The 24156-nt window shown below is 71.8% G+C and carries 20 protein-coding genes; 6 read left to right on the top strand and 14 right to left on the bottom strand.

The genetic code is table 11. The features are described from left to right. Positions 1-6 precede the first annotated feature (6 nt). From ACQPXD_RS36245 to amcB, 5 genes are all read right to left on the bottom strand, one after another. On the bottom strand, positions 7-1032 hold the full coding sequence (locus tag ACQPXD_RS36245) for an ABC transporter permease (RefSeq protein ID WP_432826058.1): 1026 nt from the start codon (positions 1030-1032) through the stop codon (positions 7-9). After that, positions 1029-2558, bottom strand: a complete 1530-nt coding sequence (locus ACQPXD_RS36240; RefSeq protein WP_432826056.1) for a sugar ABC transporter ATP-binding protein — start codon at positions 2556-2558, stop codon at positions 1029-1031. The genes ACQPXD_RS36245 and ACQPXD_RS36240 overlap by 4 nt, the downstream gene beginning before the upstream one ends. A 151-nt stretch (positions 2559-2709) precedes the next feature. Continuing rightward, a complete protein-coding gene (locus tag ACQPXD_RS36235) occupies positions 2710-3711 on the bottom strand; it encodes an aldo/keto reductase (RefSeq protein WP_432826054.1) in 1002 nt (333 codons plus the stop codon). 78 nt (positions 3712-3789) lie between these two features. Beyond that, positions 3790-3975, bottom strand: a complete 186-nt coding sequence (locus tag ACQPXD_RS36230; RefSeq protein WP_432826052.1) for a hypothetical protein — start codon at positions 3973-3975, stop codon at positions 3790-3792. Between the two features lie 9 nt (positions 3976-3984). Further along, positions 3985-5094 (bottom strand): cyclophane-forming radical SAM peptide maturase AmcB, encoded by a 1110-nt coding sequence (amcB, locus tag ACQPXD_RS36225; protein WP_432826050.1) that lies wholly within the window; start codon positions 5092-5094, stop codon positions 3985-3987. A gap of 450 nt (positions 5095-5544) precedes the next feature. Here amcB and ACQPXD_RS36220 point away from each other — a divergent pair, with 450 nt between their 5' ends. From ACQPXD_RS36220 to ACQPXD_RS36210, 3 genes are read left to right on the top strand one after another with little or no spacing between them, the layout of a single operon-like run. Then, positions 5545-7392 carry a hypothetical protein gene (locus ACQPXD_RS36220; RefSeq protein WP_432826048.1) on the top strand — a complete coding sequence of 616 codons (1848 nt, stop codon included), beginning with the start codon at positions 5545-5547 and terminating at the stop codon, positions 7390-7392. Further along, the gene (locus tag ACQPXD_RS36215; RefSeq protein ID WP_432826046.1) at positions 7389-10175 is read left to right on the top strand and encodes an ATP-binding protein; all 2787 of its coding nucleotides are present in this window, start codon (positions 7389-7391) and stop codon (positions 10173-10175) included. Before ACQPXD_RS36220 ends, ACQPXD_RS36215 begins: the two co-directional genes overlap by 4 nt. Beyond that, the gene (locus tag ACQPXD_RS36210) at positions 10172-10672 is read left to right on the top strand and encodes a hypothetical protein (protein WP_432826044.1); all 501 of its coding nucleotides are present in this window, start codon (positions 10172-10174) and stop codon (positions 10670-10672) included. Before ACQPXD_RS36215 ends, ACQPXD_RS36210 begins: the two co-directional genes overlap by 4 nt. 80 nt (positions 10673-10752) lie before the next feature. On the opposite strand, the gene ACQPXD_RS36205 is transcribed toward ACQPXD_RS36210, so the two are convergent. The 4 genes from ACQPXD_RS36205 to ACQPXD_RS36190 all read right to left on the bottom strand — a co-directional run bounded on the left by ACQPXD_RS36205 (position 10753) and on the right by ACQPXD_RS36190 (position 15343). Beyond that, entirely contained in the window at positions 10753-12177 is a 1425-nt protein-coding gene (locus ACQPXD_RS36205) for a GH1 family beta-glucosidase (protein WP_432826042.1), read from the bottom strand. Beyond that, a complete protein-coding gene (locus ACQPXD_RS36200; RefSeq protein ID WP_432826040.1) occupies positions 12174-13073 on the bottom strand; it encodes a carbohydrate ABC transporter permease in 900 nt (299 codons plus the stop codon). The genes ACQPXD_RS36205 and ACQPXD_RS36200 overlap by 4 nt, the downstream gene beginning before the upstream one ends. 10 nt (positions 13074-13083) lie before the next feature. Next, entirely contained in the window at positions 13084-14016 is a 933-nt protein-coding gene (locus ACQPXD_RS36195; protein ID WP_432826038.1) for a carbohydrate ABC transporter permease, read from the bottom strand. A 64-nt stretch (positions 14017-14080) separates the two neighbouring features. After that, positions 14081-15343, bottom strand: coding sequence for an ABC transporter substrate-binding protein (locus ACQPXD_RS36190; RefSeq protein WP_432826036.1), 1263 nt, complete (start codon positions 15341-15343; stop codon positions 14081-14083). A gap of 265 nt (positions 15344-15608) precedes the next feature. On the opposite strand from ACQPXD_RS36190, the gene ACQPXD_RS36185 reads away from it, so the two are divergent. Further along, entirely contained in the window at positions 15609-16622 is a 1014-nt protein-coding gene (locus tag ACQPXD_RS36185) for a LacI family DNA-binding transcriptional regulator (RefSeq protein ID WP_432826034.1), read from the top strand. A gap of 141 nt (positions 16623-16763) precedes the next feature. On the opposite strand, the gene ACQPXD_RS36180 is transcribed toward ACQPXD_RS36185, so the two are convergent. The 5 genes from ACQPXD_RS36180 to ACQPXD_RS36160 all read right to left on the bottom strand — a co-directional run bounded on the left by ACQPXD_RS36180 (position 16764) and on the right by ACQPXD_RS36160 (position 22096). Continuing rightward, entirely contained in the window at positions 16764-17864 is a 1101-nt protein-coding gene (locus ACQPXD_RS36180; RefSeq protein WP_432826032.1) for a M23 family metallopeptidase, read from the bottom strand. Between the two features lie 713 nt (positions 17865-18577). Beyond that, positions 18578-19138, bottom strand: coding sequence for a hypothetical protein (locus ACQPXD_RS36175; RefSeq protein WP_432826030.1), 561 nt, complete (start codon positions 19136-19138; stop codon positions 18578-18580). Further along, positions 19135-20286 carry a hypothetical protein gene (locus ACQPXD_RS36170; protein ID WP_432826028.1) on the bottom strand — a complete coding sequence of 384 codons (1152 nt, stop codon included), beginning with the start codon at positions 20284-20286 and terminating at the stop codon, positions 19135-19137. Before ACQPXD_RS36170 ends, ACQPXD_RS36175 begins: the two co-directional genes overlap by 4 nt. Continuing rightward, positions 20283-20666: a hypothetical protein gene (locus ACQPXD_RS36165; protein ID WP_432826027.1), complete on the bottom strand. Its 384-nt coding sequence runs from the start codon at positions 20664-20666 to the stop codon at positions 20283-20285. Before ACQPXD_RS36165 ends, ACQPXD_RS36170 begins: the two co-directional genes overlap by 4 nt. Then, positions 20663-22096: a hypothetical protein gene (locus ACQPXD_RS36160; RefSeq protein WP_432826025.1), complete on the bottom strand. Its 1434-nt coding sequence runs from the start codon at positions 22094-22096 to the stop codon at positions 20663-20665. The genes ACQPXD_RS36165 and ACQPXD_RS36160 overlap by 4 nt, the downstream gene beginning before the upstream one ends. A gap of 157 nt (positions 22097-22253) precedes the next feature. Between ACQPXD_RS36160 and ACQPXD_RS36155 the strand changes: the two genes are divergently transcribed. Further along, the gene (locus ACQPXD_RS36155; protein WP_432826023.1) at positions 22254-23393 is read left to right on the top strand and encodes a sensor histidine kinase; all 1140 of its coding nucleotides are present in this window, start codon (positions 22254-22256) and stop codon (positions 23391-23393) included. Then, positions 23390-24067, top strand: coding sequence for a response regulator (locus ACQPXD_RS36150; protein ID WP_432826021.1), 678 nt, complete (start codon positions 23390-23392; stop codon positions 24065-24067). The genes ACQPXD_RS36155 and ACQPXD_RS36150 overlap by 4 nt, the downstream gene beginning before the upstream one ends. Positions 24068-24156: the final 89 nt, after the last annotated feature.

Genomic DNA, 24156 nt, shown 5'->3' with positions numbered 1-24156 from the left:
GAGTCACTACGGGGCCGATCTGGCCCAGATGGCGCGCTCCACCGTGCCGCGCACGCGGCCGAGACCGACCGCCAGCAGCAAGATGGCGCCCGTGGCGATCTGCTGGTAGAAGGTGGGCACCTGCATCAGCGCGAGCCCGTTGGCGACGGTGCCGATGACCAGCACGCCGAGCAGCGTGCCGGGAATGCCGCCGGTGCCGCCGGCGAGCGAGGCGCCCCCGAGGATGACGGCCGTGATGGACTGCAGGCCCATGGTCGCGCCGACCGACGGCGCCCCGGCCAGCAGCTGATGGGCGAGCATGACGCCGGCGAAGCTGGACAGCAGACCGCTCAGCACGTAGACGAGCGTCGTGATGCCGTTGGTGCGGATGCCGGCCAGCCGGGCCGCCTCGCGGTTGCCGCCGACCGAGTAGAGCACGCGGCCGAAGACCGTGTACCGCAACGCGACGAACGCGATGATGGCCAGCAGGAACATCATCCAGACGTAGCGGGGCATGCCCCACAGGTTCAGGCCCATCGGCGCGTCGTCCGGGTTCGTCAGGGTGACGGTCAGGCCGTTGGACACGGTGAACGCGAGGCCGCCGATGATCGACACGGTGGCCAGCGTCGTGATGAGCGGGTTGATGCCCAGCACGGTGATGATGAAGCCGTTGGCCGCGCCGACGACGAGGCCGGCCGCGACCGCCACCGCGATGGCGACGAACATGTTCTGGCCGTGGTTGACCAGCTCGACGTAGATGATGCCGCCGAGCGGGACGGTGCCGCTGACCGACAGGTCGAACCCGCCGGAGATCAGCACGATCGCCTGGCCCAGGGCGACGATGCCGAGGATGGCGATGTTGCTGAAAATGTTGACCGCGTTCGGCGCGGTCAGGAAGTTCTCCGCCTTGGCCGCGAAGAACACGATCAGGATCACGTAGAACCCGCCGACGCCGAGCAACTGCGTCGCCTGCGCGGCGCCGCGCGCCACGGTCGCCTGCCGCTTGACCGCCGGCGCCTCCACGGCCGTCGCGCCGTCCGCCGCGGCCGTCATCGGGGCGTCTCTCCCGTCGCCAGCGCCAGCGCGTTGGCCTGTGTCATGTCGCGCCCGCTCAGCTCCGCGACGATGCGCCCGTCGCGCATCACCAGCAGCCGGTCGCTCACCGAAACCGCCTCCTCGATGTCCGAGGTGACCCACAGCACCGACGTGCCGCGGGCCGCCTCCTGCTTCAGGTACTGGTGGATCTGGACCCGGGTCCCGACATCGACGCCGCGCGTCGGCTCGTTCAGGACCAGGATTTCCGGCCGGGCGGCCAGCCGGCTGCCGAGCAGCACCTTCTGCTGGTTGCCGCCGGACAGGGCGCCGACGGCCTGGTTGACCGACCGGCTGCGGATCTGCAACGTGTCCCGCCAGGTCTGCGCGGCGCGGCGTTCGGCCACGCGGTTGATGACGCCGAGCCGGGACACCTGGCGCAGCGTCAGCAGGCTGAGGTTGGCCGCGATCGACGACTCGAGGCTGAGCCCGTCGCGCTTGCGTTCCGGCGGTACGTACCCGATGCCGGCCGCCCGTGACTCGCGTGGCGACGAGAACGCGGGCGTATCGGCGCCGTTCACGCCGACCGTTCCGGTAAACCCGCCGATCCGGCCGCCGAGCCCGTCGGCGACCAGCTCGGCGCCGGATCCGCGCGGCCCGAACAGCCCGAGGATCTCCCGGTGGCGCAGCTCGAACGACAGGTCGCGGATGTCCGGCAGACCGCGCCGGGACCAGCCGCGCACGGTCAGCACCGGTTCGCCGATCGTCGCGCTGCCCCCCAGCGAGCGTTCGGCCATGGCGACCTCGGCCCCGAGCATGTGGTCGATGAGCTGGCGCGGTGTCGTTTCGGCGGTCACCAGGTCGGCGACGATGCGGCCGTTGCGGAGCACCACCAGCCGGTCGGCGATCTCGAAGACCTCGTCCAGCCGGTGGGAGATGAAGATGACCGCCACGCCGGTGGCGGCGAGCGCGCGCAGCGTACGGAACAGGTTCGCGCTCTCCTCGGCCGTCAGCGACGCGGTCGGCTCGTCGAGGATGAGCACCTTGGTCTCGCGGGCCAGCGCTTTGAGAATCTCGACGAGCTGGCGTTCGGCCAGGCCGAGATCGACGATCGGCAGGCGCACGTCGATGTCGACGCCGAATCGCTCGGCGATCGCCTGAGCCTGCCGCTGGCTCGACCGCTTGGTGAGGAAGCCGCCCCGGTGCGGCCACTGGCCGACGAGCAGGTTGTCGGCCACGGTGAGGTTCGGCAGGTACGCCAGTTCCTGCGGGATGTAGGAGATGCCGGCCGCGATCGCGTCACGCGGCGAGCCCAGGCGCAGCGTCTCGCCGCCGAGCCGGAGCTCTCCGGCGTCCGGCCGGATCGCGCCGGCCATGATCTTCGAGAGCGTCGACTTCCCGGCGCCGTTCTCGCCCATCACGGCCACGATCTCGCCGCCCCGGACCCGGAATGTCACGTCGACCAGCGCCAGGTAGGCGCCGTACCGTTTGGACAGGTTTTCGGTGTATAGGCCGTTCGGTTCGGCATCCTGCGTTTCTGGGCTCATCCGGGCCTCCGGTGTTTCCGTGGAGGCTCCGAATATCGCCAGTTCAGCGGCGGGTTGTCCAATACAGGAATGGCGATGCCGTGATTCGCGGCGCTTATCGACTACGCCGTAATTGCGCTTGTGTTTCCGGCGTGTACGCGCAGATTACCGGCTAGCTCATCAACGCGGCGATCGCGGCGCGCTCCTGCGCGTCCAGCGCGATCCGCGCCGCCTGGATGGCCGCCTCGAACTGTGCGGGGGTACGCGGCGCGACGAGCGGCGCGGCCACCAGCGGATGGCTCATCACCCAGGCGAGGGCGAGACCGGCGACGGTCGTGCCGCGCTCGGCGGCCAGGCCCGACATCGTGTCGAGGGCGTCGTGCACGCGCCCGGTGAGGCGGGGACCGTACTGGGCGGGCAGCGTGGCGATGCGGGACTTCGGCGGCGGCGGCACACCGCGCCGGTAGCGGCCGGCGAGGACGCCGCCGGCCAGCGGGCTGTACGCGGTGTACGCCAGGCCTCGCTCGGCGCAGTACGGCAGCACGTCCGCCTCATCGCCCCGGCACAGCAGGCTGTACTCGTTCTGCACCCAGCTGGGCCGGATCGCGTCCAACTCGTCGGCGGCGCGGTCCCACTCGCGCAGGATCTCGACGGTCACGTTGCACATGCCGAGCGCGCCGATGACGCCGTCACGGTGGAGGCGGTCGAACGCGCGCAGGCTGTCGGCCACGGGCGTGGCCGGGTCGGTGGCGTGCACCATGTACATCGGGATCTGTTCCAGGCCAAGGCGTTCACGGCTGCGGCGGGCGTGCGCGTCGATGCGAGCGGGCGACAGGTCGCGGCCGTGCACGGTGCCGCCGGCCACTCCGACCTTCGTGGTCACGGAGACCTGCGCGGACAAGCCGCGGTCGCGCAGCCATGCGCCGATCACCCGCTCGCTCGCGCCGTCGGCATACCCGTCGGCAGTGTCGAAGACGGTGACGCCCAGCGCGACGGCGGCGTCCATCACCGCATACGCCTCGGCGTCGTCGAGCCCGGACCCGATCGCGGACAGCGTGCTGCCCATCCCGCCGAACGTCGCACCACCCAGGATGACGCGGCCGCTGCGCGCCGGGCCGATCCGGATACCTGCGGACAGCGGCGGGCCGGCCGGGGCCCCTGTCGGCTCGCTCACCCGCCGGATGGTAGGCGTGCGCCGCCTGACGGGAAAGGGGCCAGATCACATCCGGCATCGGCGCCGCCGTGCACCCCGCTAGTTGCCCCAGTTACCCCAGTTGGTCCAGTTGTTCCAGTTGTCCCACGGGGGCGGTGGCGGTGCGTTCGAGAAGTCGCCCCATGATGGCTCGGTCATGGCGTTGGTACCGTCCGCGACGCTGTCGTCCAGCAGCTTCCGCAGCGTCGGCGAGGGCGAGGAGATGAGCTGTTCCAGGATGGTCACGGCGACTCCTTAGACGGGTGTCGACAGCTCGTGCAGCGCGCTCACGAGCGCTTGCTGGGTGTTGACGCAGTAGGCGGTCTCGGCGACGTCGAACGTCCCGTGCTCGAAATAGCGGTTCCCGGCCTGGGCGCCGCCGCAGAAGTCGTAGAACTCGCAGCTCGCCGCGCACGCTTGCAGGGCCCGCTCGAATTCGGCGACATAGCGCGTTTCGTGGGCCCGGGCGAGCATGGCCGGCAGCGGTTCCCGGACCACATTGCCGATCACGAAGTTGTCGTATGCGTCATCCTGAATTCCGGCCAATTCGGGTGACAACACCACGGTGTCGCCGTTCCAGGCGACGGTTGGGATCGGCTCGTACCGCCGGTTCGACGGCATCCGGCCGGCCCGGGCTACGCGCAGGTACGACAGCATCCGCTCGATTTCGCGCACCGGGAACGCCAGGCCCTGGGCGCGGCGCCGGAACAATGCCGCCCAGAAATGTTCGGCGCTGGCGCGGGTGATGGCCGGCTCCCGGCTATTCGCCCCTTCGAACTCCTCGAGGTTGAAGCCGACGCCGGCGGCGCCGAGGTCGTTGAAGAAGTCCACGAGCTCGTCGGCCCGGCCGATCGTCTCGGCCGTGACGACGGCGATGACCGTGAACCGCAGGCCGTGGCGCTTGAGCGCGTCCATGCCGCGCATGGCCCGGTGAAAGGCCGGCCGCCCGCCCGCATCCAGCCGGTGCGCGTTCGCCCATTCCGGCCCGTCGATACTCACGCCGACGCTGAAGCCGTACCGCGAGAAGAGGTCGCACCATTCGGCGGAGATCAGGCTCGCATTGGTCTGGACGGAGTGTCGCACGCGTCCGGCGGCGCGCAACGATTCGAACGGCGCGAGCAACTGTTCGAACCGCTCCTTTCGCAGCGACAATGGTTCGCCGCCGTGCCACACGACGGTCACCGGATCGGCGCAGTCCTGGGCCGCGATGCCCCGGGCCACCCCCTCCGCCACGGCAGGCGTCATCTCGAGCCGCTGATCACGGGTGGTCAGATAGCAGTAATCACACTTCCATGAACAGCGAGTCGTCGGCTGGACGACCACCATGCGGAACTGGCGGCCGATGCGCCGGTCGGGGTCCACCATCAGAGAATGCTCCGGATTTGGCGAGAAGAGTCCATTCACGGCGGTGTTTCGTGGATACGCCACAGCCCAATTGGTGATCGACGACTGACGCCTTTCAGCGTAGGTCGCCGGTTCCCGGAACGCCTCGCCCTAACCGGCGAATCCCGACGCCACTCAAGCGGCTCATGGCCGCCGGGCTACCCACCGCCCCGCAGGCGGTGAAATCCCCGTGCGGGACGTGGCCACGGGGCGGGTGCCGTCGCTGATCGTCGCCGCTCTCGACGCACAGAATCCGGGCATCACGGAACCGGCGACCCTGTCGCCCGACAGCCGGATTCAGTGAGCCGAACGGGCAGCCTCGTGCGCCGCGGTGCCCAGACCATCCCGGCCGCAGGCAGCATGGCGGGCCCGGACATCGGTCCCTACTGTGGCCCTCAAGGTGCCGAGGCAAGGGGTGCGGGCGACGTGTCGGTGGACTGGCAGACAGGGCCGAGTCGGACGGGCGGGCTGTTTGTCACGCCCGAGCGGTGGGGCTGGGAGTTCGCCCCGCCGCCTGGCCAGCAGATGTTCCAGTGGGAGTTCAACGAGCCGATCTGGCGCCAGCCTCGGCCGTACGACCCGACCAACGACGACCGCTGGGTGCAGCGGTCCTGGGGCAGCCTGCGCACCGGCGTCGGTATCTCGATTGTCGTCGCCCTCGTCGGGGCCGCCTGCATGTGCGCCAACGTCACCAACAACGCGCCGAAGCCCGCGAACAATCCGCTGTTCAACAACGGCTTCCTCGTCGTGATCTTCGGGCTGCTGATCGGCGTTGTGCTCCTGCTGGCATTCATGCCGCGGATGTTCGCGGGCGCGCAGCGGCGCCGGCGCCAGGACCAATACAACCAGTGGGTCGCGGCTCAACGCGCCGGCTTCGAGCGCCGGCACGCGCAGTGGCGCGCCGACCGGGATCGGCACGGCTGGAGCGAGCAGCAGCGCATCGGCCGCAGTCCGTGGTGGTACCCCATCCATATCGACCCATCCGTGGCCCGCCGCGTCGACGTGTTCGGCGGTGTGCCGGAGGGATGGTCCAGCCTGCTGACCACCATGGGCGCGTCGATCCTGGCCGGCGGCGCCCGTGTGCTTGTGGCCGACCTGACCGGCAACGACGTCGCCGCGCACCTGCGCTACACCGCCGGCGTCTCCGCGTGCCCGGTCGACGACGCCGTCCTGCCGGAGCAGGCCGCGGTCGCGGACTTCTTTGCCGGTCTCGACGCCGCCGCGGTACGCCAGATCCTCCTCGCCACCGCTCGTGCCTGCGACCCGTCCGCCGACCCGCACCTGCACCGCGAGGTCCTGCAGACCGTCCTCAACGATATCGAGGCGCCATACACACCCCGGCGTGTCGCCGCCGCGCTCGCGGTGCTGCGCCGGCTACCCCGCAGCGGCGAGGACCCCGAGCTCACCGGCGAGGAGGTCGACCGGCTGCTGCACGACGCCGCCATCGCCGGCGATGCCGACCTCGGGGGCGTACGGACGCTGCACGTCCTGGTAAAGGCGATCGCCGACGACGGTCCCGGCGGCCGTGCCGGCCTCGCCGACCTGTGGCGCACCCCCGGCCTCACGGTCCTGCGCCGCTCGGCCGCCGCCGTGGCGCAGGACGGCTTCGCGCGCCAAGCCGTCGACAACGCCTTCGTGGAGGCGCTGCGCGCTTGGCTCGGCCGCACCGACGTCCGGCCGCGCGACGTCCTGGTGATCGCCGGCGGCGACCGGCTCGGCCTCGAGAGCGTCGAGGATCTCAACACCCTCGCCCGCGCCCGCGGCGTCCGCCTGGTGCACCTCATCGAACGGCTCCGCCGCAGCGCACCGGAGCTTCTCGGCAGCTCCGACAGCGCCAGCATTTTCATGCGCCTGGGCAACTCCGCCGAGGCTCGCGTCGCCGTCGAGCACATCGGCCGGGGGCTCAAGTGGATGTTGTCGAGCATCACCTACAGCCAGGGCGAGAACCGAACCTACGGCACCGAGGATGGCTACTCCCGCCAATTCGGTGAGGGTACGACAACCGGCCCCCGCGACACGAGCGAGCACGAGGAGACCTCCGCCAGTACCACATGGGGCTCCAGCGAACAGCAGGGCCGCTCGCGGGACCGCAGCCAGACCCAGGCGCAGACCCGCGAGTTCATCGCCGAGCCGGAGCAGATCCAAAACATGCCGCCGACCGGCTTCATCGTCGTGCAGGCATTCGCCCCGGCGAGCCGCCGCGCGCTGTTCGGCGACTGCTCTCCCGCCCTGGTGTCCCAGCCAGGCGTCGCGGACCGCCCTCGCGCGGTGCCCGCGTGACCGACCCGCGCGGCCTGCGCTGGAACCGGCTCCGCACGTTGCCCCGGCCGCCGGACGGGACGACCCCGGATCCGTTGCCGCCGCAGGTGTACGCGGCCCTGCTCGCCGCCCATGCCGCCGGCCCGATCGGCGTGGCGTGGCTGCGGCCCCCCGGCACCGCCGAGCTCACCGTGCTGGTCGGCGGCACCGGCGCATACGCAACCATGTACCCGCCCGGCGGCACCTGTACCGACGCGGGCCCGGTGGGGGAGCATCTGTGGCGGTTCGGGCACTGGGTCGGCTGCGCCGGCCAGATGGTGCTGCCCGAGCGCGAGGCCGTCGCGGACCCGGCGGTGCACCCCGAACCCCGCCGGCTGGAGAACTTCGTCGCCGCCCTGCCCGACCCATTCGCATGGCTCGTCGTCGCCACCCCCGTCGTTGCCGCCGCCCTCGCCGAGCAGCGCCGGCAACTCGCCCGGCGACTGCCCGCCCTCGGCCAGGCCGTCCACTCCGAGGCCGACCGACTCGCCGCCGAACTTGACCGGCTGCGCCACCGAGAGCTCACCCGAACCGACGCCATCTGGCAGGTCAGCGTCCTCGCCGGTGGCACCACCCCGATCGGCGCCCGTACCGCTGCGGCGCTGCTGTGCGGCGCCAGCGACCTCGACGCGGTTCCCTACGAGCTGACCCCCCGCGCCGAAGTCGTGGACCTGGCCGCCGCGGTCGACGCACCATTCCTCGCCTCTACGGCACTGGTCGCCGCGCTGGCCCGCCCGCCCCGCCGCGAGCTGCCCGGGCTGCGCCTCACCAGTCCCGCCCGCTTCGACGTCACCCCGGAGCCGACCCCGTCCGGCCCGACCGTCAATCTCGGCGAGGTCCTCGATGCCGTCGATCGTCCCGCCGGCTCCTTCCCGGTCAGTTTCGACACCCTCAACCGGCACGCCTTCGTATGCGGCGCCACGGGCTCGGGCAAGTCGCAGACCGTCCGCAGCCTGCTGGAGTCGGTGTCGCGCCTGGACACCCCGCTGTCCTGGCTGGTCATCGAGTCGGCGAAGGCGGAGTACGCCCGGATCGCCGGGAGGCTCGGCCCGGCGCTGCCCATCGTCGTGCTCCGCCCCGGCGACCTCGACGCGCCGCCGGTCTGCCTCAATCCGCTCGAACCGGAGCCCGGCTACCCGCTGCAGAGTCACGTCGACCTCGTCCGCGCGCTGTTCCTGGCCGCATTCGCCGGCCACGAGCCGTTCCCGCAGGTGCTCTCCCGGTCGCTGACCGAGTGCTACCGCGCGGGCGGCTGGGACCTCGTCACCGGCGATCCCGTGCCGGCCGTCAAACCCAAGTACCGCCTCGACGATCCCGACGAGCCCGCGTCCCGCCGCTACCCGACGCTGGGCGACCTGCAGACCGTCGCGCGCCGTATCGTCGAGCGGATCGGCTACGGACCCGAGATGACCGCCGACGTGCGCGGCTTCATCGACGTCCGGCTCGGCAGCCTCCGCGAGGGCACCCCTGGCCGTTTCTTCGAGGGCGGCCACCCGCTCGACATCGGCGCCCTGCTGCGCCTGCGGGCCATCCTCGAGCTGGACACCATCACCAACGATCAGGACAAGGCGTTCCTGATCGGCATGGTGCTCATCCGGATCGTCGAGCACCTGCGCGTGCACCACGGCTCGCAAGGCGCGATCGCCCTGCATCACCTCATCGTCATCGAGGAGGCGCATCGCCTGCTGCGCAAGGTCGATCACGGCCCCCAGGCGGCCGCGGTGGAGCTCTTCGCCACTCTGCTCGCCGAGATCCGCGCCTATGGCGAGGGCGTCGTCGTTGTCGAACAGATTCCGTCCAAGCTCGTCCCCGACGTCATCAAGAACAGCGCCCTCAAGATCGCCCACCGGCTCCCGGCTGCCGACGACCGCTCCCTGGTCGGCGGTACCATGAACCTGCAGGATGACCAGTCCGAGGCGCTCGTCGCGTTCCGCCCGGGCGAGGCTGCCGTTACCGTGGACGGCGCTGACCGCCCACTGAAGATCCGCATCCCGCTTGGCGAGTCCCGCGAGCATGCGGCCGTCACGCCGGCCCACCTTCCGATCGGCCGCCGCTGTCCCGGCTGCACTGCCGCGCCGTGCACCCTGGCCCAGCTCAACACGGCGCGCCGCCTCGCCGAGCAGCCCCTGCTTGTCGTCTGGATCGAGGCGCTCACGATGGCCTTCGTCGCTGGCGAGCCGCGACTGTTCCCGAACCCGGACCTCGCTCCGCTGGTCAACTCGGTCGGCCCGGAGACCCTGCGCTGCGCCGTTCGGCACGCGGCGGAGCGGTCCGTGCTGGCCCGTGCGGATGTCATCCGCCGCTACGTCGACGTCGACGACTACATCGAAGCCGTCCACGCTGCCGCGAACGCGCTGCTCACCGGCCAGCGCCGGGACGTCGACCCGCGCTTTCGCGCCGGCGTATACCGTTGGAACGACGTCCTGGACCAGCTACGCACACGCAGCGAGGCGCTGGGCGACGACGCCACGGCCCTGCCGGCCAGCGCCGACTGGGCCGCCCGCGGACTGTCGATACCTGGGCCGACGACAGCCGATCAGATCGCGCAGCTCCGGCTCCGGCCGGACGCCGGTCCTGCCGTGAACGGCGTCGCACTCGGCGATCCCGACGCCAGCGGCCTGCGAGCAGCGGTGCTCGCGCTACGCGGTCAGTGGGGCGGCGAGCCACTGCAGGCGGCCCTGCGCTACGCCTGCCACCCGTTGCTGGCCGACCTCGCCGTGCAGTTCGTCCAGTCCCTCATCGACAACGAGGTGATCCCGCAATGAGCGACGTTCCCCGGCCGCCCGACCAGCCTCCGCCACCCCCGGACTCGAAGCCTGCGGAATCCCCGGAGACGGTCCGCCAGGACAACTCCCGAGACGGCGGCCTGGTGAACAGTCTGCGCCAGGTCGCGGACCAGGCGTGGCGCATCACGGTGGCCGCCGCCCTCGTGGCCGGATTGGCCGTCGACTGGGGCATTGTGAGCCCCACCCCCAACGCGGCCGGTGTGAACGAACGGCCGGGGTTGGAGCAGCGGCATCAGCCCGACGACCACACCCTGGTGATGGCCGACGCTCGAACCGAGCACGCCAAAGCCGAGTCCTCGGCTTCCGCGGCTCCCGAGGCCGAGGTCTCCGCGGCCCCCGACGCCGAGGTCTCCGAGGCGGCCGACAGCAAAGCCGAGGAGGCCGAACGAAAGCGGGAGGGCTACGAGAATGCGGAGTATTTCCTGCACGCGCTGAACGACGCCCTCAGGGACGAAGACGACGGTGACGGTCCATGACCGATCCCCGGGCCTCCGCTGAACCCGGGACCACACGCCGGCCGCCTGAGCCACCGCGGACACCACGGGCGCCGGGACCGTCAGGCGGTACGCGCGTGCCAGGCCTGCAGCCGGTCGCGTAGCCAGTGGTAGCTGGCCTTCGGCGTGCGAATGCCGGTGGCGTAGTCGACGTGCGCGAGCCCGAAGCGCGGCCCGTAGCCGCGCGCCCACTCGAAGTTGTCGATCAGCGACCAGTAGAAGTACCCGCGCAGCTCGAGCCGATCGGCGGCCCGGCTCGCCGCGGCCAGGTGCCCGGCGATGAACGCGATGCGTTCCGGGTCCGGCTCCGGGCCGTCGCGCAGTTCGGCGCAGCCGTTCTCCGTGACATACACGGCGGGCAGGTCCGGGTAGCGCTCGGCGAGGCCGGTCAGGGTGTCGAAAAGCCCCTCGGGTTCGACCGGCCAGCCGAGCCCGGTGGTGGCCACGCCCTCCGGTCGCACCTGCCGGACGCCGATGTCGGCGGCGCTGCGCAGGGCCGGGTCGGGCTGTGCGTGCGGCGCGGCGGCGGCGTGCAGGCGGTAGTAGTAGTTGACCCCGAGGAAGTCCAGCGGCGCCGAGATGACATCGAGATCGCCGTCTCGCCGGAACGACAGGTCACTCACGCCGGCGTACAACCGCTCGAAGCCGGTCGGATACTCGCCGCTCAGGACCGGGTCGGTGAACTGCCGGTTGAGCATGAGGTCCAGCCGGTGCGCCGTCGCCCGGTCGGCGTCGGTGCCGGTGGCCGGCACGACGGGGGAGAGGTTGAGCGTGATGCCGACGCGCGTGCGCGGACCGGCCGCCGCCCGGATCGCGTCGACCGCCCGGCCGTGCCCGAGGAGCAGGTGGTGCGCGGCGGCCAGCGCGGCGTGCCCCTCGGTGGCGCCGGGGGCGTGCCGGCCCTCCGCGTAGCCGACGATCGAGGAGCAGTACGGCTCGTTGAGCGTGATCCAGTCTTCCACCCGGTCGTGCAGGGCGCCGGCGACCAGGCCGGCGTACTCGGCGAACCGCTCGGCGGTGTCCCGCGCGCGCCAGCCGCCCTCGTCCTCGAGCGCCTGGGGCAGATCCCAGTGGTAGAGGGTGACGAACGGCCGGATACCGCGCTCGCACAGCGCGTCGACGAGCCGGTCGTAGTAGTCCAGCCCCGCCTGGTTCACCCCGTAGCGCCCGGTGGGGATGACCCGGGGCCAGGCGACCGAGAACCGGTAGGCGTCGACGCCGAGCCCGGCCAGCAGGTCCACGTCTTCGCGCCAGCGGTGGTAGCTGTCGCAGGCCACCGCCCCGGACGCGGCATCGGCGACGGCGCCCGGCCGGCGGCAGAAGACGTCCCAGATCGATTCGCCGCGGCCGTCCTCGTCGACCGCGCCTTCGATCTGGTACGCCGCCGTGGCGGCGCCCCAGACGAAGCCGGCGGGCAGGTCCGGCACGTCTGCCGGCGCGCCGGTCGCGGCACGGGCGGCGCTCGCGCCGTCGAAGGTGGTGCTCATCCCTTGACCGCTCCCTGCATGATGCCGCCGACGATCTGCCGGCCGAGGACCATGAACACGACGAGGATCGGCAGCGTGGCGAGCAGCGTGCCGGTCAGCGTCAGCGTGTAGTCGGTGGTGTATCCGCTGGCCAGCGCGGAGAGGGCGACCTGCACGGTCGCATTGTTCTGCAGTACCACCAATGGCCAGAAGAAGTCGTTCCACGCCTGCATGAAGGTGAACAGGCCGAGCACGGCCGCGGCGGGACGGGCGGCCGGCAGGACCACGTGCCAGTACAGCCCGAACGTGCCGCACCCGTCGACCCGGCCGGCCTCGAGCAGCTCGTCGGGCACCGCGCGGCCGAGGTACTGGGTCATGAAGAACACCCCGAACGCGGTCACCAGGCCGGGGACGATCACGGCGGCGAGGTGCCCGGTCCAGCCGAGGTCGGCCATCATGATGTACAGCGGGATCACGCCGAGCTGGTGCGGCACCATCGACGTGCCGATGGCCAGCGCGAGCAGCCACCCCCGGCCGCGGAAGCGCAGCTTGGCGAAGGCGAATCCGGCCAGGGTGGAGAAGAACACCACGGAGACGGTGACCGAGCCGCTGACGATGAACGAGTTGACCAGCGCGAGGCCGAAGTCGGTCGTGTCGAACACCCGGGCGATGTTGTCGAACAGGTGCCCGCCCGGCACGAGGGCCGGCGGGACCTGGGTGACCGCGTCGGGGGTCTGCGAGGACACGACGAGGGACCAGTACAGCGGGAAGACCGACCCGGCCACGACCGCCAGCAGGGCGCCGTAGGTCCAGACCGAGGCTTTGCGCGGATGTCCGAACCCGCGCCGGCGGCGGGGCGGGCGCTGCGACCGCGGCGGGGCGGTGCCGGTCGGGCGGGTGTCGGCGAGGGTGCTCATGGCCATCTCCTCACTCCTCGTCGTTGGCGATGCGCCGGGTCAGCAGGAAGTTGGCGGTCGCGACGACGACGATCAGCAGGCACAGTGTCCAGGCGATCGCGGAGGCGTACCCGAACCGGAACTCCCGGAACCCCTGCTCGTACATGAACAGGGCGATCGTCTGGAACTGCCGGTCGGACCCGCCGGTCGGCGTCTGGGAGCTCGCGAACAGCAGCGGCTCGGCCATGATCTGCAGCCCGCCGATGGTCGAGATCAGGGTGGTGAAGATGATCGTCGGGCGCAGCATCGGCACGGTGATCCGGCGGAACTGCTGGCCCTGCGTCGCCCCGTCGAGGTCGGCGGCCTCGTAGAGGTGGCTCGGGATCGCCTGCATCGAGGCGAGGAAGATGAGGGCGTTGTATCCGGTCCACCGCCAGGCGACGATGACCGCGATGGCCAGGTGGGAGCTCCAGGTGTTGGCCTGCCAGTCGATCGGCCCGGCCCCGAACAGGCCGATGGCCCAGTTGACCATGCCGAAGTCGCGCCCGAACAGCTGGGTGAACACGATCGTCACCGCGACGATCGACGTGACGTTGGGCAGCAGGACGCCCATGCGCAGCGCGGTCCGCGCCCGCAGCCGGTGGTTGAGCAGGTGGGCTATCCAGAGCGCGGCGAGCAGTTGCGGCACGGTGGAGAGCAGCCAGATGCTCAGCGTGTTGCCCAGCGCGTTCCAGAAGTACGGGTCCCGCAGCAGCTCTTCGTAGTTCGCCAGGCCGACCCAGCGATGGTCGCTCGAGTCGAGCAGGTCCCAGTCGTTGAACGAGACGTACGCGGTGTAGAGCAGCGGGAACAGGCCGAACGCGCCGAACAGCAGGAAGAACGGCAGGATGTACAGGTACGGGGAGCCCTTGGTGTCGAGCCGGCTCAGGCCGGCCCGCCGGGCCTGGTGGAGATAGCTGGCCATCGTCGATCCTTCGTCGCCGGGGCCGGCGGCGGCACGGGCGGCCGCCGCCGGCGCGGAGGTGCGGCTACTTGGCGAGGCGGCCCACGTCGCCGACCATCTGCTTCCACGAGTCGTCGGGCGACTGCTTGCCCTGCTCGATGCGCACCAGGGCGTCACGGATGGTGGTCTGGATGTCGCCCGCCCGCGGGCCCTGATACTGCGGCTTCAACTGCTTCGCGGCGGCGGTGAACAGCTGCCCCACCGGTGCGTTGTTGAAGAAGGGGTCCTTGTACTGGGCGATCTCGGGCTTGTCGTACAGCGACGGGATGGACGGCAGGTTGCCCTGCTGGGTGAACACCTTGGCCTGCTGCTCGGGCGCGGTCAGCCAGGCGGCCAGCGCCTTGGCCTCCTCGATGTGCTTGCCCTGCTTGGGAACCGCGAGGTACGAGCCGCCCCAGTTGCCGCCGCCGGCCGGCACCTCCGCCACGTCCCACTTGCCGGCGGCCTGCTTCGACTGGTCCTTGATCTTCGTCATCATCCAGGCCGGGCAGGCGATGGTGGCGAACTGGTCCTTCGCGAAGCCGTTGTTCCACTCCTGGGAGCTGCCGATCAGCTTCGCCGACAGGTTGCTCTGGATGGCCTGCACGCTGAGGTCCCAGGCGGCGCGAACCTCCGGGTTGGTGCCGACGACGATGGTGTTGTCCTCGCTGTAGTACCCCGTTGAGGCCTGGCCGATGATGGCGTTGAACAGCTGGCCGCCGCCGTCGAAGAAGGCGCTGCCGGTCGGCGCCTTCTGCGCGTACTGCTTGCCGAACTCGATGTACTTGTCCCAGCCGCTGTGCCACGCGGCCGACACCTGGTCGCGGTCGGTGGGCATGCCGGCCTTCTCGAACAGGTCGCGGCGGTAGCAGATGGCCAGGCCGCCGACGTCGGTGCCGTAGGCGATCTGCTTGCCGTCCTTGGTCAGCGACGCCTTCCACTTCCAGTCGAGATACTGCGACTGGCGGTCCGTGCCCAGGTCGGCGAACAGGTTCCCCCGCTCCCGCATCTGGGCGATGAACCCGGTGTCGATGCCCTCGATGTCCCCGGCACCGGAGCCGGCGGCCAGATGGGTGGCCAGGTCGCGGTGGTGGTCGTTGTAGGCGGCGGTGTGCTCCTGGATCTTGATGTTCGGGTGGTCCTTCTCGTACTGCGCGTACAGGTCCTTGTACCCGAAGTTGCCGAACAGGTTGACGTTCAGCGTGATCGTGCCGTTGCTGCCGGCGCCGCCGTTCGTGCCACAGGCGGTCAGCAGCACGGCGGCGGCCAGCGCGACCGCCGTCATGGGCACCAGTCGGAAGCGGTGCATGCGTCTGGGTCCTTCCGTGCGGCGGTGTAACCGGTTACATAGAGCCGGTCGCATCGCCGCGTCGCTGGGGTGTGTGGGTGCAACGCGAATCGGGTGAGCGCTGTCCAACGGCGGGGCGGTTGCCAACTGGGAGCGCTTCCAGTGCCCAGTCTCGCCCCGCCTGCCCCGGTATTGTCAAGTATCAGATTGATAACGAGCAATGCCCGCTTGACCGGTTCGCGGCGCCGCAGTACGGTCCTGTAACCGGTTACAAGAAAGCGCCCGCATGGCCACCATCAGAGAGCTCGCGCGACACTGTGGCGTGTCGGTCGCCACCGTCTCGCGCGTCTTCAACACCCCGGAAGTCGTCAGCCAGGAGACCCGCCAGCGCATCCTCGACGTCGCCGTCCAGATCGGTTACCTGCCGAACGAGTCGGCCCGCACCCTCGCCACGAAGAAGTCCCACCTGGTCGGCCTGGTGTGGGACACCGACCATCGCCGGCCCGGCTGGCGGCACCCGTTCCTGCAGGAGATCCTGGTCGCCCTCAAGACGGCGCTGAGCGGGCACGGGCTGCACCTGCTCATGCTCGCCGCCGCCGACGCGTCGGGATCGGACGCCCGGCAGCGCTATCTGCGCGCGGTGCGCCGGCACAACCTCGACGGTCTCGTCATCATCGACAACGGCAACCGGGAGCCCGCCGTGCTGGCCCTCGCCGACGCCGGCGTGCCCTGCGTCGCCCTGGACCTGCGGGTGGAAGGCCCCACCTCCACCTACGTCACGTCCGACAACGCCGGCGGCGCCGCGCTCGCGGCACGGCACCTCGTCGAGCGCGGCCACCGGCGGATCGCCACCATCACCGGCCCGCAGCGGACGTGGCCGGGGGCCGAGCGACTCACCGGCTTCCGCGCCGCACTGGCCGGAGCCGGCCTCGCGCTGCCCGCGCAGTACATCGTCGAGGGCGACTTCTATCTCGACGGAGGGCATGCCGCCATGCGCCGGCTGCTCTCACTCGCCGCACCGCCGACCGCCGTGTTCGCCGCCGGCGACGAGATGGCGATCGGCGCCATGCGGGCCATCGCCGAGGCGGGCCTGCGGGTGCCCGGCGACGTGGCGGTCGTCGGCTTCGACGACATCGACGTCGCCGCGCTCGTTCCGCCCGGGCTCACCACCGTCGCCCAGGACAAGGCCGGCTTCGGCACCGCGGCCGCCGAGACTCTCGTCGCCATGCTGCGCGACGGCGACGTGTCCTGCCACCCCACCGCGCTGCCCACCACGCTGGTCGTGCGCGGCTCCACCTGATCCGGCCGGCATCCTCGCACCGCGCTATGGATGCCCCGTCACCGTCGTCAAGCGCGGGCATTTTTCTCGGGGTGTTGCCCGCCCCGCGCACGCCTGGGCGCCGCGCTCCGGAGGCGCGGCGCCCGGTGTCAAAGGGTCAGGTCAGCAACTCGGGATGGAGACGCCGTTGTCGGCGAACCCCTCGTCGTTGCCCCAGTTGCTCAGGAAGTAGGCGGAGACGTACTGGTTCTGCCACGGCGACCCGCTGTCCAGGTCGGTCTTGAGCCACCAGTGGTTGAAGCTGCTGCCGCTGCTGATCTCGCGTCCCCAGACCTTGCAGTAGACGTAGTTGCCGCCACCGTAGAGCCATCCGGACAGCGTGGTGGACCACTCCGAGGAGAAGCCGGGCGCGTCGCCGTACGTCGTCACCTGGTACTGTTCGAACGGCTTCGCACCGCCGGAGCAGGTAGGAATCGTGACCCCGTTGTCGGTCAGGGCCTCGTCGTTGCCCCAGTTGCTCAGGTAGTACGCGGAGACGTACTGGTTCTGCCACGGCGACCCGCTGTCCAGGTCGGTCCTGAGCCACCAGTGGTTGTACGAGGTGCTGTTGCCGACATTGCGGCCCCAGTACTTGCAGTAGACGTAATTCGTACCGGCGTTGAGCGTGCCGGTCTGGGTGGTGCTGGTCGCCGAGGCGTAACCGGGCGCGTTGGCGAAGGTGGTCACGTTGTAGGGTCCGCCGCTCGGCGGAGGGTTGGTCGGCGGAGGGTTGCCGCCGGCGAGGTTGACCCCGCGGGCCGCCATGAACGTCATCGGGTCGGTCGTGTTGTATTCGTCGGTCGACGTCCCGAGATGCGTCTGGAAGTGCAGGTGCGGTGTCCCCGAATCGCCCGTCGAGCCCACATGGCCGATCACCTGCCCCGTGCTGACGCTTTGACCGACGGACACCAGCGGCTGCGAGATCATGTGGCAGTAGAGGGTGCCCTCATTGGTGGAGTGGCGAATCCCGACATACCAGCCGCACCCGTTGTCCCACTGGGCCTGCTCCACGACGCCGCCCGAGACCGCGCGGATGTCCGTGTTCGCTGGTGCGATGATGTCGACGCCGTTGTGGCCGGGCTGCGGCCCCGTGTATCCACCGCTGGTGGTGTAGTTCTCCAACGGCCTCACCCAGCCCGCCGCTTGAGCCGGTCCGGCCAACGTGAGCTGGGCGGCCACCACGGACGCGGTCATCAGGACCGCCGCGACCGCGAGTCGTCTCACCGTCCTTGCCCGGCGGGGCCGTGCAGAGCTGCTTGCTTCCATGAAGTCCCCCGATTCTTCGCCTGAGTGACTGCACCGACGTCCCTCCACTGTGGATGCTGCAGGACCGGCCCGGCACCGGGCGCTGCTATCCAGCGGGGAGGGTGGATAGCCCGACGTCTGCGGGCGACACAAGTGTGCCGAGGGGCGCTTCGCGGCGGTACCTGGAACCTTGCAGGTGCTGCGGATCGGTCGTCCCGGCCGATACTGTGCCCCGGCACCGGGCCCGCGCCGCTGTCCGTGTTGCCCGTCGGTGCCCGGCCTATGCGTCCCAACAAGCGGGCACGGTCTGCGACCACGTCCCACCCGTCGGGCGCTACCCGCCGCGCGGCACGGCGCAGGGACCGGATGTCTCCGTGATCATGCGCAACCCGGCGTCGACACCAACGGTTTTTCATGATCACGGAGTGCTGATGTACTCCCGTGTACCGAAAGGTCCGGGATCATGGCAAACCCGTGGTGCGGCCACTGCGGACAGCATGATCACGGAGACATACGTCCGGTCCGGCCGCGCGGATCGGATGGTGCGACTCGGCGGGTGCGACATCCGCGCGGGGCCGCCGCGCCGGGCCGCCCCGGCGGTCGGCGCCGATGACCGCTTGTGCGCCAAGGTGGCCACCGACACCCGGCCGGGCCGGCTCGGTTTGAGCCGGCCCGGCCGTTACGGCAGTTGGTTACGCCGGTAGCGGGAGCAGGTGGCCCGACGGCCTGGCGCGGCGCCAGGCGATGACCAGGAACGCGATCAGCGCGACGAGGGGCACCGCGCACACCGCCCAGCTCAACGCCGGCGGCGGCCCGGGCTGGTCGAGGACGTTGAGGCCAGCCAGGGTGCCGGTGCCGGGGCCCTGCGGGCCGTCGATGTCGAAGGTGAACGTGTAGTCGCCCGGGCTGTCGAGGGACTCGACGTCCAGGCCCCACACGTCGAGCCGGCGGGGATGGCGCACCAGCGGCCGGTGCGCCTCGTCCGACGGCACGTCCGGGCCGGCCACCGACAGCGTCCCGGTCTTGTCGGCGATGCCGCCGCCGGGGATGAAGACCCAGTCCAGGGAGCGCTGCGCGCGCAGCGGCCAGACCGAGAAACCGATGGTCAGCTGGTACGGGCCGGCCTGGACGTCTTCGGTGTGCACGATGTTGACCGGCTGATAGGCCAGGGCCGGGCTCGCGGTGCCCAGGACCAGGACGGCGACGGCGGCGACGCCCGCGGCGGCGCGGCCCAGCGTGGTGCGGATGGTCACGGCTGCAGCCCTTCGACGGCGAGTGAGGGGCCGGGGACCGGCGCGGCGGCGGCCTCGGCGTCGCCGCGCAGCATGCCGGCGAACCGCCAGCCGAGGAACGCGCCCAGCGCGCCGAACCCGGCGGCGGCCAGCGCCCCAACGGCCAGCGCAGCCCCGGCCGGGGCCGGGTCGCCGCCGATGAGCGGGCCCTGCAGGGCGAACGAGACCGAGACGATGAGCCCGGCCAGGGCGCCGCCGACCGATGGCGCCCAGCGCGGGGACCAGCCGCGGCGGGCGGCCAGCCACAGGACGCCCTCCAGGGCCGCGGCCGCCAGCAGCAGGAACATCGGGATGCCGGCGGGCAGTTCGGGCGGCTTGCCGCCGAGATTGTCGCGCAGCGGCAGCCCGACGGCGCCGGCATAGGCGTGCGCGGCAAACGGCGCGAACAGCCACAGCGCCGCCTGCATCACGCCGAGGACCGCGGCGACGCCGAGCGCGGTGCCCGGACGCCCGACGGTGGCCAGGCCGACGACCAGCAGCATGACGCCGAAGAACGCGGTACCGGCGGTCATCGGGTCGAACGGCAACGGCAGGTCCTTGACCGCGTTCGTCGTGATGGGGCTGAACATCATGAGGATCGGCAGGCTCACCAGCAGCCCGGCGCGGCCCCAGCGTTCGTGCCGCGACGAGCCGTAGACGATGACGGCGCCGACCATGGTGACGGTGATGGCGCTGAACAACGCGATGTGCGGTGGCGAGGCGAGCGTGGCGTCGAAGCCGTAGACGGAGTGCCAGTACAGGTCGATGAGGCCGTACAGCAGGAACGAGGCGGCGCCGACGCCGGAGACCAGATACCCCAGCGGTGCGGTGAACACGCCGAGCGCGCGAACCGGCGGCCCGCCGGCGATCTCCGCCGCGTCCCGGCCGGCGCGGCGGGCCGCGGTGGCGGCGAGGACCATCGCCAGGCTGGCGAGGCCGGAGACGGCGCTGCCGGAGTACAGCAGCAGGTGCGGCAGCGTGAAGAACGTGTCGGGGCCGACGTCGACGTGCCATTGCACGTCCCAGGTGATGCCCACCAGGGACAAGGCGGTGCCGAGCAGGACGGTCGCCGCGCCGGAACGGCCGGCGGTGGGACGGGTCATGTGTGCGTGCTCCAATCGGGTGCTCACGGCAGGACGGTCAGGGGCAGAACGTGCGTGGCGCCGCCGGCGTCGACGCGCAGCTGCCAGTCGCCGGGGCTCATCAGCGGGACGCGGGCGGCGCGGAACCGGCCGCCGCCGAGCGGGGTGGCGGGAGCCGGCGCGGCGCAGAAGCCCATCGTGGGCAGGACCGCGGTCACCTCGACGGGTCCGGCGTCGTCGGCCCGGCCGGTACGGTCGGTGACGCGCACCTCCACGTCACGGTCGCCGACCCGGGGTGTGGCGACGGCGACCGTGACGACCCGGTCCGCCGAGCCGACCGTCAGCTCGGTCGCCGGGGCGCTCGAGGGCCACAGCAGCCACCCCAGTACCGCCGCCGCGAGCGCGGACGCCGTGGCGATCCGGATCATGAGGCACCGACCGTGACGGTGACCGGGACGGTGATGACGGTGTACTGCCGCTCGACCTGAATCCAGGCTCGGTAGGTGCCCGGCAGCGGGAATGTGAAGGTGAACTGGACGACCGGCCCGTAGGCGGCGACCGTCTCGTCCGGTGCCCCGTCGACGCCCGGTGCGGCGAGCATGCCGCCCGCCATGCCGTCCATCGCCATCATGCCGGCGCCCATGCCCATCGAGTGGCTGTGCGCCCACACCGGGGCCGTCGCCGGGTCGCCCGGGCCTACGACGATGAGATGCCCGAGCATGCCCAGCCACGGCTGCAGGTCCGCGTTCGCGCCGGCGCTGGCCAGGATCGTCACCGGGCGGCCCGCGACCGCGGGCGCCACGCTCACCCGCACCGGTGCCGTGCCGGCGGGCGGTGGCGCCGCCGCCACACCGGCGGCGAGGTCGAGCTGCGCGCGGATCAGCTGCACCCCGCCGCCGCGGCGTTCGAGTTCCGCGGCGGCCGAATACCGGCCGGCCGCGGGCGCTTCCAGCGGCGCACGGTACTCGCCGGGCCCGACCCGGACCGGGTGCAAGTGCCACAGCTCGCCGCCGGGGCCGGTGACCATGAGGTGGACCAGCGCGCCGTCGTGCACCACGAGGTCGTCGACCGGCAGGCCGGTGGCCGCGTCGCTCAGCCGTAGCCGCAGCCCGGCCGGTTCGGCGGTCAGCGTCGCGTTCGCCGGCGGCCGGGACGGGTCGGTGGCCCGGAACGGGCCCGCGTACGGGTCGGTCGCGTTGGCCACGGTCGCGTCGCGCTGCAGTCCTGGTTGCGGCGGGGGCGGCAGCGACCGGGTCAGCACCGCACCGGTCGTGGCCACGGCCAGGCCGGCCACCGCGGCGGCGGCCGGGATCGCTGCCCACCATGCCCGCCGTCCGGCGGCGGCGAGCAGCAGCGTGCCGAGCAGGGCGGCCCCGGCGACGGCGAAGCCGACGTACGCGGCGCGCTCCGGCGGGCTCACCGCGGGCGCGAACACGGTGAACGGCACCGTGGCGATCTGGTTCCCGTCGCCGAGCGACAACTCCCACGGCCCGGCCCGGTCGATGCGCAGGGTGGCGCCGGCCGGTCCGGGCCGGTCCGGCAGGGTCACCGTCGCGGACCCGGTCACGGCGCCCGGCGGCGGCCGGTGCGCGTTCGGAACATCGGCGCCGGTCGGCGTGACGGCGAGACGCAGCGCCCCGGCGGGTGAGCCGGCATGCGTGACGATGTCGACCCGCAGCGGGCCCGGCACGGTGGTGACGCGCCGGATCGTCACGGTCAGCTCCCGCGTTCCCAGGCTCTGCGCGACGCTGACGTCGGCCCCGGCGGCGGGCGTGTCGGCCCGTGCCGGCGCGCCCGTCCCGAGCAGGAAGGCGGAGGCGGCGGCGACGGCCAGGGCGGCTCGCGATGCGGCGTTCATCGACGATGAGGCTAGGTACCACCCGGATCCGAATCGTCCCGTCTGCGAGCGATGTCCATCCCCCGGCCGGGGGACCCGGTCCCGGGGGCCGCCAGGCAGGATCGGGTGTGGAGGTGAGGCGGCGGTGGTGGCAGGGCGTGACGCGCACGGTTCGCTGGTGCGTCAGTCGCTGCTCGTCGCCGCCGCCTGCCTCGCCGCCGACACTCTCGAATTCGTGGTGGGCGGAGACGGCCCTGGCGGCTGGCGGTGGTGGGCGGCCCTGACCATGATCGTGCTCGCCGACGCCGCGCTCGCCACGGCGGCGCGGCTGTCCGGGGCGGTGGCCGTGCTCGCCGCGGCGGTCCGCGTGCTCAGCCCATTGCTGCTCGGCGGTACGGCCGCGCCCGACGCGAACGAAGCCGGCTCGCTCATCGCGGGCTACCGGGCCGGGGCGTGGCTGCGCGGCCCGCAGGCGGTCGGCTCGGTCGTCGTGCTGTGCGCGGGGATCGCCGGGTCGGCGCTGCTCGTCGGCGACCACCCCGGCTGGCTGACCCCGCTGGACGCGCTCAGCAGCGGGGTGCTGCCGTGGCTCGTCGGGCGGTACACCACCAGCCGGCGGGCCTACCTCGACGACCTGCGGCGCCGGGCCGAGCAGGAGCGGCGCGACGCCCGGGACGCCGTCGCCGAGGCGGTCGCCCGCGAGCGCAGCGTCATCGCCCGCGACCTGCACGACGTGATCGCCCATCACGTCAGCGCCATCAACGTGCACGCCGGTGCCGCGCGGCTCGGCCTGGGCGCCGCCTCCGCGGCCGGGACCGGCGATTCGCTGCGGGCCGTGGAGACGGCCAGCCAGGCGGCCATGACCGACCTGCGCCGGCTGCTCGACGTGCTGCACGGCGACCCGCAGGACTCGGCGCGGCAGCCCGGGCTGTCCAACCTCGACGAGCTCGTCGACGTGGTCCGCGCCGCGGGCGTGCCGGTCTCGGTGCACATCACCGGCGCCGTGCGGCCGCTGCCGGACTACCTCGACGTCGCGCTGTACCGGGTGGTGCAGGAGATGCTGACCAACGCGCTGCGCCACGGCGACGGCAGCGGCGTCGAGGTGACCGTGGACCACGGCCTCACGGAGCTCATCGTCACCGCCGACAACCGCATCGGCGCGGCCGCGGTGCCGGGCGGCGACCACGGTGTACCGCGCGGGCTCACCGGCATTCACAACCGCGTGCGGACGTTCGCCGGCCGTGCCGAGTGCGGGCCCCGGGCGGACGGCTGTACCTGGCGGACCTCGGTCGCCGTGCCGTGGGATGCCGCCGCGTGACCGGATCGCCGGAGCAGCCGTTGCGTGTGTTCGTCGCCGACGACCATGCGCTGTTCCGTTCCGGCCTGCGTACCCTCATCGGAACGCAGCCTGACCTGGTCTGTGTCGGCGAGGCCGCCGACGGCCGTGAGGCGGTGGACGCCATCGCCCGTTCCCGTCCGGACGTGGCCGTGCTCGACGTGCGCATGCCGCGCCTGGACGGCCTCGGCGCGACGGAGGCGGTGCTCGCCGCGCCGGGCAACCGGACCCGGGTCCTGGTGCTGACCACCTACGACAGCGACGAATACGTCTATCGTGCGATCCGCGCCGGGGCGAGCGGCTTCCTGCTCAAGAGCCTGCCGCCGGAGGAACTCGTCGCCGCGATCCGCATCGCCGCGCGCGGTGACGCCCTCATCGATCCGTCGGTGACCCGCCGTCACATCGGCCGGTTCGCCACCAGCCTCGCCCCGCCGCCGGAGCCGCCCGAGCTGTCCCGGCTCACCGGCCGTGAGCGGGAGGTGTTGCTGCTGCTCGCCGAGGCGCACAGCAACGCCGAGATCGCCCGCCGCCTGCATGTCGGTGAGGAGACCGTGAAGACCCACGTTTCGCGCATCCTGGCCAAGCTCGGCCTGCGCGACCGGATCCACGCCGTCGTGTACGCCCACCTCAACGGTCTGGTGCGCGACCGCGGATAGCGGACGACCTCCTGTTTACCTGACGGATTTCCGGCGTACGGGAGCCGGCCGAACTGGGGGACACCCCCGTGGTCCACCCTCGACTTCCA

The organism is Dactylosporangium sp. CA-092794, from assembly GCF_050948465.1.
GTDB lineage: Bacteria > Actinomycetota > Actinomycetes > Mycobacteriales > Micromonosporaceae > Dactylosporangium.
This window is presented reverse-complemented; position numbering and strand designations above follow the sequence as displayed.

Bases quoted from the DNA above. Each gene is read 5' to 3' on its own strand.
- ACQPXD_RS36165 (WP_432826027.1), bottom strand. From the start codon at position 20,666: ATGATCCGGATCGCCACGGCGTCCGCGCTCGCGGCGGCGGTACTGGGG.
- ACQPXD_RS36160 (WP_432826025.1), bottom strand. From the start codon at position 22,096: ATGAACGCCGCATCGCGAGCCGCCCTGGCCGTCGCCGCCGCCTCCGCC.
- amcB (WP_432826050.1), bottom strand. From the start codon at position 5,094: ATGGTGGACCCCGACCGGCGCATCGGCCGCCAGTTCCGCATGGTGGTC.
- ACQPXD_RS36195 (WP_432826038.1), bottom strand. From the start codon at position 14,016: ATGGCCAGCTATCTCCACCAGGCCCGGCGGGCCGGCCTGAGCCGGCTC.
- ACQPXD_RS36210 (WP_432826044.1), top strand. From the start codon at position 10,172: ATGAGCGACGTTCCCCGGCCGCCCGACCAGCCTCCGCCACCCCCGGAC.
- ACQPXD_RS36200 (WP_432826040.1), bottom strand. From the start codon at position 13,073: ATGAGCACCCTCGCCGACACCCGCCCGACCGGCACCGCCCCGCCGCGG.
- ACQPXD_RS36185 (WP_432826034.1), top strand. From the start codon at position 15,609: ATGGCCACCATCAGAGAGCTCGCGCGACACTGTGGCGTGTCGGTCGCC.
- ACQPXD_RS36245 (WP_432826058.1), bottom strand. From the start codon at position 1,032: ATGACGGCCGCGGCGGACGGCGCGACGGCCGTGGAGGCGCCGGCGGTC.
- ACQPXD_RS36205 (WP_432826042.1), bottom strand. From the start codon at position 12,177: ATGAGCACCACCTTCGACGGCGCGAGCGCCGCCCGTGCCGCGACCGGC.
- ACQPXD_RS36190 (WP_432826036.1), bottom strand. From the start codon at position 15,343: ATGCACCGCTTCCGACTGGTGCCCATGACGGCGGTCGCGCTGGCCGCC.
- ACQPXD_RS36240 (WP_432826056.1), bottom strand. From the start codon at position 2,558: ATGAGCCCAGAAACGCAGGATGCCGAACCGAACGGCCTATACACCGAA.